12 protein-coding genes and 2 pseudogenes are annotated in these 12,538 nt (G+C 70.1%); all 14 read right to left on the bottom strand.

The features are described 5' to 3' along the window. Positions 1-53: 53 nt before the first annotated feature. Complete coding sequence (locus Q8A52_RS25260) at positions 54-446, bottom strand: integrase core domain-containing protein (RefSeq protein ID WP_316755479.1); 393 nt, start codon at positions 444-446, stop codon at positions 54-56. Positions 447-645: 199 nt separating this feature from the next. Continuing rightward, a complete protein-coding gene (locus tag Q8A52_RS25255; protein WP_316755477.1) occupies positions 646-1,056 on the bottom strand; it encodes a MerR family transcriptional regulator in 411 nt (136 codons plus the stop codon). A gap of 19 nt (positions 1,057-1,075) precedes the next feature. Then, positions 1,076-2,107, bottom strand: a complete 1,032-nt coding sequence (locus Q8A52_RS25250; protein WP_316755475.1) for an MAB_1171c family putative transporter — start codon at positions 2,105-2,107, stop codon at positions 1,076-1,078. A gap of 7 nt (positions 2,108-2,114) precedes the next feature. Beyond that, positions 2,115-2,444 (bottom strand): ImmA/IrrE family metallo-endopeptidase, encoded by a 330-nt coding sequence (locus Q8A52_RS25245; protein WP_316755473.1) that lies wholly within the window; start codon positions 2,442-2,444, stop codon positions 2,115-2,117. A 158-nt stretch (positions 2,445-2,602) separates the two neighbouring features. Further along, a complete protein-coding gene (locus Q8A52_RS25240; protein ID WP_316755471.1) occupies positions 2,603-3,061 on the bottom strand; it encodes a hypothetical protein in 459 nt (152 codons plus the stop codon). An 89-nt stretch (positions 3,062-3,150) separates the two neighbouring features. Continuing rightward, positions 3,151-3,996 carry an aldo/keto reductase gene (locus Q8A52_RS25235; protein WP_316755469.1) on the bottom strand — a complete coding sequence of 282 codons (846 nt, stop codon included), beginning with the start codon at positions 3,994-3,996 and terminating at the stop codon, positions 3,151-3,153. A 210-nt stretch (positions 3,997-4,206) separates the two neighbouring features. Continuing rightward, positions 4,207-4,554: an ArsR/SmtB family transcription factor gene (locus Q8A52_RS25230; RefSeq protein ID WP_316755467.1), complete on the bottom strand. Its 348-nt coding sequence runs from the start codon at positions 4,552-4,554 to the stop codon at positions 4,207-4,209. A gap of 255 nt (positions 4,555-4,809) precedes the next feature. Beyond that, positions 4,810-4,950 (bottom strand): annotated as a pseudogene (locus Q8A52_RS25225) (alpha/beta hydrolase fold domain-containing protein); the annotation flags it as partial. Positions 4,951-5,239: 289 nt separating this feature from the next. Then, positions 5,240-5,350: pseudogene (locus Q8A52_RS49095) on the bottom strand (alpha/beta hydrolase fold domain-containing protein); the annotation flags it as partial. Between the two features lie 216 nt (positions 5,351-5,566). After that, positions 5,567-6,490 (bottom strand): NADP-dependent oxidoreductase, encoded by a 924-nt coding sequence (locus Q8A52_RS25220; RefSeq protein WP_316755465.1) that lies wholly within the window; start codon positions 6,488-6,490, stop codon positions 5,567-5,569. Next, positions 6,487-7,722, bottom strand: a complete 1,236-nt coding sequence (locus Q8A52_RS25215) for an MFS transporter (RefSeq protein ID WP_316755463.1) — start codon at positions 7,720-7,722, stop codon at positions 6,487-6,489. Before Q8A52_RS25215 ends, Q8A52_RS25220 begins: the two co-directional genes overlap by 4 nt. Then, entirely contained in the window at positions 7,719-9,920 is a 2,202-nt protein-coding gene (locus tag Q8A52_RS25210; protein WP_316755461.1) for a prenyltransferase/squalene oxidase repeat-containing protein, read from the bottom strand. The genes Q8A52_RS25215 and Q8A52_RS25210 overlap by 4 nt, the downstream gene beginning before the upstream one ends. 66 nt (positions 9,921-9,986) lie before the next feature. Beyond that, positions 9,987-10,997 (bottom strand): hypothetical protein, encoded by a 1,011-nt coding sequence (locus tag Q8A52_RS25205; protein ID WP_316755460.1) that lies wholly within the window; start codon positions 10,995-10,997, stop codon positions 9,987-9,989. Between the two features lie 316 nt (positions 10,998-11,313). Next, positions 11,314-12,192, bottom strand: a complete 879-nt coding sequence (locus tag Q8A52_RS25200) for a DapH/DapD/GlmU-related protein (RefSeq protein WP_316755459.1) — start codon at positions 12,190-12,192, stop codon at positions 11,314-11,316. Positions 12,193-12,538: the final 346 nt, after the last annotated feature.

The following is a 12,538-nucleotide window of genomic DNA, read 5'->3' as shown; positions in this document are numbered from 1 at the left end:
GTGGGATGCGAAAACCCGGATTTAGTGTTTGACCTGCGGTTTTTCGCGTATGGCTATGCAGCGCTCCGGTACTCGTTGATCAGGCCGCCAACGGCTTGGCGCCGCGTGAGCCGGACGTGATTCAGGTCGGCCGGAGCCGCCGGTAGAGGTTGGGGCGGTCGCCGGTTTCGTGCCCGGTGCGGGCGACGGGCGTTGTAGTGGTGCTCGTAAGCGGTGAGCACCCCGCGCAGGTGCTGCTCCTTGTAGATCAAGAGCCGGTCGGTGCATTCGCGCCGGACGGTGCCGACCCAGCGTTCGGCGATCGCGTTCGCCCGCGGCGCACGGACCGGTGTCCGGATCACCCGGGCACCCAGTGAGGTGAACACCTCATCGAAGACACCGGTGAACTTCGCGTCGCGGTCTCGGATGAGAAACCGCACCTGTTCGGCTCTTTCGCCCAGATCCATGACCAGGTTCCGGGCCTGCTGGGCGACCCACGACCACCCGCCGAGCCCGCGGACACCTCCGCACCGCTCAACTTTGAAGACCCACTCTGGCACTGCCAGGGTGAAGCGTCGCTCCGAGGACTCGGGCAAGGCCGAGAGCGATGGAAACTTCATTCTGAGGCACACCGACTCGGTTCGGCCCGTGCGGTCGTGTCGGTGATCAGCGGATTCCGGCTGTCACGTTCGCGCTGACCGCGCGGATCGAACCCCCGGGCGGCAGAGACGCGGCGGCGGTACCTTCCGTACGCAGTTCGAGCAGGAGCGACTTGGCACGCGTCAGCAGCTCCTGCTGGCGCTCGATGCGCTGGATCTGCTCGTCGAAGCGCTCCTGGGCCCGGGCGCAGTGCGCGATGGACGGCGCGTTCACGCAAGGGAGGACCGTGACGATGTCGGCCATGTCCAGCCCGACCTGCAGCAGCAGCTTGATCTTGGCGATCTGCTCCGGTGCGCCGGCATCGAACTCGCGGTATCCGTTGCTCGCGCGCCGGGACGACAGCAGGCCCACGGACTCGTAGTACCGGATGGAGCGCGCGCTCGCTCCCGACCGTTCCGACAGTTCTCCGATGCGCATGGCAACTCCTTCTCGTGCCTCAGACCGTGGTGCGGCTCATGGACGACAGCGAGTGCAGCAGCCGCACCTGGTCGTCGTTCAGTCCGGCATCATGAGCGGCCGTTCGTCGCTCATCGGGGGGACTGCCGCCTGTCAACAACAGCAACGCGTCCTGGCACTCGATCTCCCGCCGGTATTTCCGGTATGAGACGTCGAGGCGGTCCCACAGCCCGCCCAGACCGTGTTCCCTGGGCAGCACCACGTCCGGGTACATCGCGGTGAGCCGCCGCCACACCGGGCCCAGGAGGAGAAAGGCGCGCAGATCGTCGTACCACCGACGGCATGCCGTCGCGAATCGCCAGAGGGCCGTGAAGTGCAGACCGAGCACACTGGCCAGGACGGCGGCTTCGGTGAACAGGAAGTTGAGCACGCTGTACCAGGCGAACCAGCCGTTTCCCACGAGCAGTTGGGTGAGTACCAGGACCAGGCGGTTGACACAGGTGACGGCGTACGCGGCCATTCCGATCGCGCCCACGGCCACGGCGATGGTGACGTGGCCGCGTACGATCCGGGTGATGCGGACGCAGGCGATCGCCGAGGCTGTGGAGCAGTGGAGGAAGAACAGGTTCCCCAGCACGTAGATGCCGACGATCCGCCAGTCGCCGGTGTACTCGTTTTGCAGCGGATTGGTGCGCAGTCGGGCCGGGGTCGCCGCCATGAGTGCCGCGAGGAGCACACTGACCGCCCACGCGGACAGGAACAGCCGCCCCCGCCACCAGGGAACCGTGCTGCAGGGCTCCAGTGGAGTCCAGAGATAGGCGGTGAGGAGCGCCAGGCTCACGGACACGCCGGTGTCCATCGTGATGGACGCGACGCCTGGCACGCTCTCGAACGGAATGTGCTGCCGGGCGACGGGGATGCCGACCAGGGCGGCGATGGTGAAACTGCCCAGCGCCACGATCAGCATCGCCGCCTGCGGGTCGCGTCTCTGCTTCAGACGCACCTCGGCCATCTTCGCCAGCAGGGCGACGCACAGGAAGCCGGACAGGACGTACTGAAGCGTGGTGGCCATGTCGGGCTCAGCCCCCGGCGAAGTACCGGTGCACGTCCCACGCGATGCCCGGCTCAGAGCGGTCGTCGGTCATCTGCTCGGCGAACGCGGCGGCGAGCAGTTCGGCCTCGCGTTCCGCCTCCGAGTCGTAGGCCGAGCGGAGGCGCAGGACCGCACCGCCGTCCCGTTCTCGGTCGAGCGCGGGGAGTACGGGTTCGTACTCGGGGAACGTCTCGCCTTCGTGCTCGCACAGTATGTGGGCGAGTTCATGCAGCACGATGTGGTCGCGGTGGGCGCCGGTGGCCAACTCCTGGACGACCACGACGTCGTCGTGCGCCCGGCAGACCCAGACCCCCATCGGGCCTGGGATCGGCAGTCGCGATTCCACGACGCGTATCGGCCTGGCCCGCAGCGAACTGATCTGGTCACACAGTTCGTAGGCGGTCGCGTAGGGGTCCAGTCGCAGCGCGCGGACGAATTTTCGGCAGGAGTGGATATTCGGTAACCGAATGGCCGTCACTTGTTTCCGTCCATCATGTCTAGGATTGCGATGAGCTGATTCCGCAATTCGGGCGTCATCTTTCCCGCGCGCATGGCGATGTGTTGGACCTGTTGGTCCGCGAGTGGTGAGAGGGCTTCTCTGCCGTCGGTGGTGGGGTTCTTCGTTCCAGAAGAGCCGGAGGTGAGCCAGTCGACGCTGATCTCCGGATGTCCTTTGGGCAGGTGGTCGTTGAAGAACCGCACGAGCGCGACGACCACGGCGATGGACGGGTTCGTGTACCTTCCGGAGCGGAGCATGCCGAGGTAGCTGCGGGACAGTTTGACGGCGTACCTGCCTTCGGGCCGGCTGATCGTGTCCGCGACTTCGGCGGTGCCGAAATTACGCCACCTGTTCTCGTGGTCGGGGCCGCCTGCCACTGAGAAGAGGTAGTTGAGCCGGCCAGTAAAGCTCTCACCGCCGTCCCGAACGTCCAACTTGCCGCTCCGTTCACCATGACACGCCGATGTGGACAGTGAATGCCGACTTTGCGCAGTGTACTTGGATGCCGATCGAGGGGCCCGGTTCACCGCCTCACCCCCGCGCCCAGGACCGACCGCGCGTACTTGGTGACTTCGGCCGCCTCGTCCGGTCCGAGCGGGCCCGAGCGCGCCGCGGCCGCGTTGGCGCGGAAGTGCTGCGGCCGGGACGTCGCCGTGAGTACCGACGTGACCTGAGTATGCGTCAGCACCCAGCGCAGCAGCGCGTCGGGCCAGCTGGAGCAGCCGAGTTCGCGCAGCCACTCGGCGGGCGGAGGCGAGGCGAGCAGCTCGCCCTCACCGAACGGACGCATCACCACCACGCCGATCCCGGACTCGGCGGCCGCCGGGAGGGCGTCCTCGGCCAGCGACGTCTCGGCCGCGTTCAGATTGATCTGCACGAAGTCGACCAGGTCGTCCTCGATCACTCGGATGAGATCCGCGCGGCTTCCGCCGATGCCGAAGGCGTGGTCGAACTGGTAGGTGACACCGGTGAACCGGATGCGTCCGGCCGTCTTCTGCCGGTCGAGCCACTCCAGGTTGCCGCGCCAGCCGTTGAGATTGTGGACCTGCAGAAGATCGATCGAGGGGCGCCCGTAGGCGGCAAGCTGACTTCTGAACACCGCCTCGACGGCGTCGGGGTCGGTGTCCCAGATCTTGGTCGCGACGAAGAAGGTGCGGTCGCCGCGGAGCAGCGCCGCGAGACGGGGTTCCGCGTCCGAGTAGACCGGAGCGGTGTCGACGAGTTCGGCGCCGGCCTCGCGGGCGGCCTGTAACACCCCCGCGAGCCGGTCCGGATCCGGATGGCTGAAGGTACGCCACGTGCCGAGTCCGACCACGGGAAGGTCGATGCCGGCCTTGTGGGCAACGCGTCGCGGTACGGTCGAGGTCATCGGTGATCCCTTCACGCGTTTCGAGAGGGCGGGGCAGGCCTCGTCGAGCCTGGGGAGCCCGTCCCGATCCAGGCCCTGGGCCAGGCCCGCCGCCACCCTCTGTGGTCAACCGCTTGCGCGGGGGATTGAGCCGTGGCGTGTGCGCCAGCCGGCTTCTCCCGCGTCGCAGGACGGATGAGCGAGACGTTACGGTTTGACACCGGTGTCAGGTCAAGTGAGCGTCCCCACAACAGCGGCCGGTTTCTCGTCCGGTGCGGGTCTTGTGACCTGCACGGCATCGAGCAGGCCGGGGAAGCGGGCGTCGAGGTCGTCACGCCGTAGGGTGATGATCCGGGTGGTTCCCCGGACCTCGGTGTGCATGACGCCGGATTCACGCAGGACCTTCAGGTGGTGCGAGAGCGTCGACTTGGCGATCGGGTAGTCGAGTTGGCCGCAGGTGCGGGAGCCCTCCGTGTGCATGACGCGCGCGATGTCCCGGCGGATCGGGTCGCTCAGCGCGTGCAGCACCTTGTCCAGGGAGATCTCGCGCCGATCGGGGTGGTAGAGCTGGCTGCGCATGCGCGACCTCCTGGTTGATGTGTGAGGCGGCGCCGGTCTCTGCCCGACACGAGTCTCCGGCCTGCCTGATTCAACGTTCTACGATAATAGAACTTTGGGTCTCCGGGGAGCGTACAGCCGACGGTCCGGTGCGGTCCGGGGCCCGTGCCTTCCGCCCGGCACGAGCCCCGCTGCCCGCCGGGTCAGTCGTGGAGTGCACGGCCCAGCACCGTGGCGCGCTTCTCGTCCGCCGAGGGGCGACCTGCGCCGTCGGGATCAGAAGGCCAGATGGTGGGCCCCGGTGAACACATGCAGTTCGACAGGCACTTCCACGGTGAGGAGGTTCTGCGCGTAGGCGGCCGCCTCGTCCCGGCACGCGTCGGACTCCACTGCGACGATGTACGCCGGGGGCAAGGCCCGACAGGTCCTTCGCGCGGGCGGCGGCGTTCACCGGTACGTCGTCCCCGTCCGACCGCTCACCGAGGTAAGGGCGCCGGCTGGTCCGCACGCCCGGAGCGTTCCAGCCAGGGGTGTCGGTGAGCCGGAGCATGCCCGGCGTGTCCAGGCGATCGTCCAGTTCGGGCAGTTCAACGTACTGGAAGGCGAGGGCGGGGCCGCCGGTCCGGGGTCGGCAGCGCCATGGCCGCGGCCAGTCCGCAGCCGGCGCTGGTTCCGTGGACGGCGATCCGGCCGGCGTCGCGAGGCGGTAGCCGACGGAGACGACCACGACGTCGATCCGGCGCATGGCGTCGAGGCAGGTCAGGTCGTCGTTCGATATCACCCCGAACACAAAGCCGCCGCCATGGAAGTTGAGCACCGCCGGCAGAGTTTCGTCGCTGCCCGCGGGCCCGGCGCTGAATTGGCGCAGCCTGGCGGGTCGCTTCCGGGTCGGTCAGGTCGAGGGCGTCGAAGAGTGCGAGGGCATCGATGTCGGCGTCATAGCGGTAGGTCATGGAGCGATCCGTGGTCGTGGCGAGGGGGTGGAGGAACGGACACGGGCCGGCGGTCGCCGCGCCGGCCCGCGTCCGCGTGGTCACTGTCCCGGGAGGAGCACGATCTTTCCGCCGACTCCGCCCCGCATACCGAGTTCGAGCGCCTCGCCGGCCTTCGCCAGCGGAAAACGGGCGGCGATCGGCAGTTCGAAGGGGCTGTGACCGATAAGGTCCAGCGTGGACGCCAGTTCCAGGGGGACGTGGTCCAGGAAGGGGACACCCCGAGCGTGGGCCTGGAGGTCCGCGACCGTGACCCGGCGCCCCGGGATGCTCACCATACGTACCGCGACCTCCGTCGGCTGGGAGCCGCCCGCGCAGTCGACGGACGCGCTGAACGGGCCGAATTCCTCCAGCCGTTCGAGGAGACCGTCGCCGTACTCGACCGGGGCGACCCCGAGCCGTCGCAGCAGATCGTGGTGGTGGGCCGAGGCCGTGCCGACCACCTCGGCGGCGCCCATCAACAGGGCCAGTTGGACGGTGGCGAGGCCCACTCCGCCGGACGCGCCGTGCACCAGCAGGCGTTCACCGGCACGCAGCCCGACCTGACGCAGGGCGGAGTAGGCGGTACCCGCGGCCACGGGCAGGACGGCGGCCTGTTCGGCGGAGAACCGGCCGGACTGGGGCGTGAGTTCGTCGGCCTCCTGGGACGCGGGGACGGCCTCGTACTCTCGGTAGGTGCCGGGCCGTCCGTGACGGATGACGGGATCGCCGACTCGGAACCGGCGTACGCCGGCACCGACGTCGACGACCACTCCGGCGGCCTCGACGCCCAGGCAGCCGCCGGGCAGCTCCATGGGGATGTGCGCCCGTAGACCACCGTTCAGGATCTTCCAGTCGATGGGGTTGACCCCGATCGCGGTGTAGCGGATCACGACCTCGCCGGGTCCTGGCGCGGGGATGGGCACGTCGGTGGCGTACAGAGCGTCCGGTGCCCCGTACCGGTCGAAGAGCACGGCCGTGTTCATGCGCCGGCCTCCTGCTTGCGGAAGGCGCCCGCGGCGGCGTACACCACGAGGGAGACCAGGTACGCGGCGACGGTGAACGCGGCCACGCCCCAGAAGCCGTCGACCTTGCCGAGCAGGACGCCGCCGACGGCGCCGCCGACGGTGGTGCCTACGTACATGGCGGAGTTCGCCAGCGAGGAGACCGTGCCGCGGGCGGTCTCGGTCTGCTGCTGAAGGATGCTCATGAAGACGGGGAAGAGGAATCCGCCGACCATCATGATGAGCGCCAGCAGCACCAGCGCGGTGGGGAGGTTCGGGGACAGCGGGACCAGGCAGTACAGGACGGCCATGACCAGTACGGCCGTCAGCAGCGAGCGGTACAGGCCGAGGCGCTGGACGAGCCTGCTGCCGAACAGCGATCCGATCACGTTGCCCGCGCCGACCGCCATCATGGCCGTACCCACGGACCCGACGCTGAGGCCGAAGTCCTTGGTGAACCATGACCCGAAGAAGGAGATGGCCTCGAAGTTGCCGGTCTGGAAGACCAGGTAGCCGAGGAGGAACCAGCGCAGCCGTCCCGCGCCGAGCACCGTGCGGTAGGTGCCGAGGACGGCCCGCGCTCCGGTGGGGGCCCCGGGGCGGCCCGGCACCGACGGGAAGCAGCGGGCGAGCAGCAACCACAGCAGCACGGAGGCCGCGCCGATGGTCCAGAAGGGCAGGTGCCAGGAGTCGGCGGCGAGCCAGCTGCCGAGCGGGATGCCGGCGAACTGCGCGATCGACAGGCCCGCCGTGGCGAAGCCCATGGTCCGCACGATCTCCTGGGGCTTGACCAGGACGGGGATGGAGGCCCAGATCTGCGGGGAGACGAACGCGGCGCTCACGCCGGCGAGGAACCGGAAGAGGATCATCGTCCAGAAGCCCTGCGCGAATCCGCACAGGGTCGTCATCACGATGAACCCCACCAGCCCGGTCAGCAGCACCCGGCGACGGTCGCGCCCGTCCGACAGCGGCCCGGCGATCAGGGCGAAGAGCGCGTAGCCGAGGGCGTAGGCACTGACCATCCAGCCGGAGATGTCGGAGGAGACGTCGAAGGTGCGGGTCAGCGTCGGCAGCAGGGGCGCGACGAGGAAGGTGTCCGTACCGATGACGAACATCGTGGCGAACGCCAGCAGGGAGACGGTTCGCGCCGAGGGCGCGGCGGTCTTCGAGTCTGTGGCGGTCGGGATCGAGGAGAGGGGGGAGGTACTGGTCATGTCATCATCACCGCCCAGGAGCGGTTGAGTTTCCCTTCGAGCATGTGGAGGGCCTGGATCGCGATGAACCCTTCGTCGGTGGTCTCCGAAGGGCCGCCGGGTACGCGGGAGAAGCCGCCGTCGGCGCTCTGCCGGATCGCGATCCACTGTTTGCAGGCTTCGGTGTCGGCGGGCAGGGAGCCGAGCATGTAGAGCGCCGCGATGGCGTGGTACGACCCCACGAAGCTCTCCGCGCCGCTTTCCCGGTAGCGGAAGCCGCCCGCCTCCGTCTGCAGACCGCGCAGCCACGAGACGGTCTTCTCCGCGTGCGGCGGGCGCAGGCCGAGCGCGATCAGGGCGCCGACCACGCGGAAGGTGGCGAACGTGTCCGACGGCGAACCGGGCTGGTTGCCGTAACCCCCCTCCGGGTTCTGGCAGTCGAGCAGGTACGCCACCAGATCGTCCTCCCGCTCGGGGCGGGCGCCGAGGGCGACCAGGGTCAGCGTGGCGAGGTGGGAGTGCCAGGCGTCGCACGGGTAGCCGACCGCGTTTCCGAACCCGCCCTCGGGGCGTTGGCAGGACCGCAGGAACGCCACGCAGCCCTCGCGGTCGAAGGCGGGGTGGTCGCCGCCGCCGAGGACGACGGCCGTCAGGACCGCACAGTACGTGGTGAACGTCTCGGAAGGCAGGGACGGCTGTTCGCCGAAGCCGCCGTCCGGGTTCTGGGTGGCGAAGACGCCGGTGAGCACGCCCGGCACGTTCGGCACGGGCTCGCCCAGGGCCATCAGATCGGAGACCACGTGCAGCACGGAGAAGGTCTGCGCGGTGCGGTCGGAGCGCAGGCTCAGCGGCGAACGGTAGGGGGTGAGACCGTAACCAAGACCAGAGGCGGTGGACCGGAGCCAGCGCAGGTAGTGGGCGACATCGATCCGGTCCTCGGACAGGGGCGCGGTGGTGACGTGGCCGAGGTCGTTGTCGAACGGCTCAGGCTCGGGCCGCTCGATCAGCGCCGGCGCGCTCCGCGTCGTGGGCACCCGGTCGCCGAGGGCGGCCAGGGCCAGCAACTGGGTCTGGGCGTGCTTGCCGTGGAAGGGAACGTAGGTGGTGTTACCGACGGCGAACGAGCCGGTGCTGCGCGGCGGCACCATGACATGCCGGGCGAGCGGGACGGTCGGGTCGACGGGGGTGGAGAACCAGCTGCCCTGCCCGTGGAACACCCCTCCGGCGAAGGGATCGCCGTACCGCTCCAGTTCGGCCGTGGCCTCCTCGGCGAGCGCCTTGAGGCTTACGTCGGTGTCGGTGTCGGCGGTGCCGAGTGCGGCGGCGCCGCGGGCGGCCAGGGCGAGCAGGGCATGGTCGGCGACGAGCTTCGACGGGAACGGCGAGTCGGGGCGGCCGTGCAGGGCGGCTATCGGGTCGACGCGGACCACGGAGCGGGCGTCGCTGCGGTCCCAGTAGCCGCGGGCACCGGTGTGGCCGTGGTGGGCGTGGACGTGCAGCAGCGCCCGCCGTGCCCGGTCGGCCGCGCCGGCGTGGCCGCGTTTGTGGAGCGCGGTCCAGGCGAGGGCGGCCAGGGCGCTCGCCCGGGTGCGGTGGCCGTGGAGGGTGTCCGGTTCGCCGCGTGGGGTGAGGCAGGCCCAGACGGCGTCGCCGTGGACGTACTGCTCCAGGTGGTCCGCGGCCTCGTCGAGGAACACCGAGCCGTCCTCGGCCATGGCGTCGGCGGCCAGGATCAGGACCGCGGTCTCCTCCAGAGGGCTGGCTCCGTCCAGGACGGTGTGCCAGGAGCGGTCGAGCCGGGCGGGCCACCTGTGTGCGAGGGCCGCCCGGGTCAGGCGGAGCAGGTGCTCCCGGGCCTCGGCGGTGAGCGCGGCGTCGTTCAGCAGGGTGCCCGCCCGATGCAGGGCCCAGGCGGCCAGTGCCTGTGCCGAGGGGGTGCGGACGTCGCCGACCGGGTGGGGTGCTCCGGTGACGTCCAGCAGCTCGCGGAAGCCGGGCTGCTCCGGATCGGTGAACTCCCGGAGTGCCGCGAGGAGTCGGGCCACAAGGACCTCGTCGCCCGGCCCGGGCAGCACCAGGAGGGCGAGGGCGGCGTCGCGCAGGGTGCGGTCGGGGGTGAGTACGTCGGTGGAGTCCCGGCCGAGGACCGCGGGGACGCGGGCGTGGTCGTCCAGGAGGTGTTTCCGGACGAAGGCGCGTATGGAGGGAGGACTGGGCATCAGGTTCCTTTTCGTTGCATGGGCTTGTTCGCCGCTCCCGCTGTTCGTTTTTCGTAAAACATCGAATTACGGGGATCCTAGCAGGACCGGGGACCAACGGAACAGGCCTGCCCGGGAGTTGAGTCCTGACGGTACTGTCGGCCCCCGCCGTCGCCTGGGAGTGCGTGCCGTTGCGGCGGGCGGCAGGAGGCGGGAGCGGCCGGCGTGAGTGGTGCGGGCAGCGGTCGCGAGGTGTGCGCAGCCCGGGCCGATTCCGGAGGCCGCGGTGAGCCGGACAGGAGGTGTCGCGGTGGCACGGTTCCCGATGAAGGACCCTGCCAGGTCGCCGAGTTGATCGATCACCGGTGCGGTGAAGGCGGGGAGGCCGAGTCGGGCGAGCCGGTCGAACTCCTCGGCCTCGTGGTACTCGCCGGGTCCGCCGAGGACGAAGAGGGTGGGAACGCGCCCGACGGTCGCCCCCGTCGCCCAGTCGGGCGTCGTCACCAGGAAGTCGGCTTCTTGCGGCAGCGTCATCCGGTCGGGCAGGAATCCGCGCACGACCACGCCGTCCGGATCCTCCACCCCCTCATGAATCAGCAGGACGAGCCGGGGGTCCGGATACTGTCGGCGCAGGCGGCGGTGGGCGAGGACGCAGTACTCGGCGAGCCGTTGCCCGCTCTCCACGGACACGGCCGCGCCGCACTCGATCGAGCCGACGAGGCGGCCGGGTCCCCGGACCGAGGCGGGCGCGCAGGACGGTCCCGGCCTCGCGCTCCGGCAGGTCAGGGACGACGGGCCCGGTGAGGGCGGCCGGTTCCCGCACTGGGCGCGGGCGATGGAGATCTCCCCGTCAGGTTCGGGCACACGGGGCCGGTCGGTCACGGTCACCTCCGCTGTACGCGCGACCCGGTCGAAGGCGGCGTGCAGGGAGCCGCTGCCCCGGCGCATGTCCCGGCGGTCGATCCGGAGACCGCTCACCACCAGGGCGCTCTCGTCGAGGTGGCGGAGGGGGGCGTCACAGCGGTCGGTGACCAACGCGTGGGGCAAGCCGCCGATGCCGGCGGCGATACCGGCGGGGGTGTCCTGGACGTCGACCACCGGGTCGGTTGGCGCTCCCGGTAGTGCGCCAGGTGGCCGAGCACCTGTTCGCCGTCCAGGAAGGTGGGGCCGGCGAAGGCGCCGATGTACGTCGTCCAGTCGAGCTCGCGCCGCAGACCGGTCCGTGGCGCGTGCCCGGGCCCCGTCGCGTCGGTCACCGTGACCCCGGCCGCGCCGAAGAGGGGCCGAACGTGGAGCGCGAGAAGCCCACAGGACGGTGAGTTCGGCTTCCGGTGCCTGGCGGCGCAGCTCGCGGGCCAGGGCGAGGGTGCTCGCCGTGTGCCCCGACCGGTCGGGTGAGGCGTCAGGAGAATCCTCATGGACGGCTCCCCTGGCGGGGCGCCAGGACCCCGGCAGTGGTGTGTCCGGCCGGGACGTCACCGACGACGACCGCGCCCGGGGCGACCACGGCTCCGTCGCCCAGTGCGCAGGGGCCGACCAGGGTGGCGTCGGCGCCGACCCGGACGCCGGCGCCGACGAAGACGGGGCCGCCCTGCCAGGGCAGGGAACGCCGCGTCAGATCGTGGCCGCTGGAGACCACGAGAACGCGTGCTCCCAGCTCCGTGCCCGGGCCGATGTCGATGCCGTCGGAGCCCTCCAGCACCGACCCGGCCCCGACCCGCACGTCCGAGCCGATCCGCAGGCCGCCCCGAGGCGATGGGCCGTCGGCGCGCCCCATGGCGACCACTCCGGCGCCCAGGTGGACGGCGGGGTCGCCGGAGAGGTCCGCGTCGAGCAGTCCGCCCCCGTCCGAGGTCCACCCGGCAGGCAGGGGCTTGCGGCCGAAGTCGGCGCGGGCCCGTACGCGGGCGAGGACGGAGGTGAAGTCGGGGGCCCCGTCCTCGACGACATCGCGCCGGCGCAGGACGCGCGCCGGGCGCCCCACGACGATCGTGTCCGCGGGGACGTCGGCGGTGACATGGGCGCCGGCCGCGACCACGGCCCCCGGGCCTATCCGGACCTCCGGATCCACTACGGCCCGCGCGCCGATCCAGGCCCCGGCCTCCACCAGGACGGGAGCGGCCCCCGACCGGCCGATGCGGGACATCGAGGCGATCTGGCAGCCCGTGACGATGCGCGCGCTGTCGATTCGGCAGCGGAACCCGATGAAGACACCGCCCTCCACGACGGACGCGCGCACGGTGGTGCCGAAGCGGATCCACGCGCCGGGACCCACGGTCGTTCCGGTCGCCACCTCCGTGCCCGCCTCGACAAGCGCCGATGGATCCCTTATCTCCGGGGGCAGCGGCTCGGATAACGATGTGAGGGAATGTTCCATGTCACCTGAAACTAATGTTTCGGACCGCGGCCGTGCAAGAGGTGGCTGAAATTCTTGACGTCCGCCGCCGGTCGACCGGTCTCCAACAAAATGTTTCATCCGTGTGACAACTTGAGAAATGAAATATTCCGCTTCCACTTCCCAGGTGCGAACTTGGGGAACTCGTTACCTTGTGCGTGACCGGCGTCGCATCACCTCGCTAGCGGGTTGGCTAGTATAGTGTTGCGCAGGCATGTTCGATGTTCTACGATCCTTGGAGATC

Origin of the sequence: Streptomyces herbicida, from assembly GCF_032656585.1 — a bacterium.
Classification (GTDB): Bacteria; Actinomycetota; Actinomycetes; order Streptomycetales; family Streptomycetaceae; genus Streptomyces; species Streptomyces herbicida.
The sequence above is the reverse complement of the archived record's forward strand: the minus strand, read 5'-3'. Positions and strand labels throughout refer to the sequence as shown.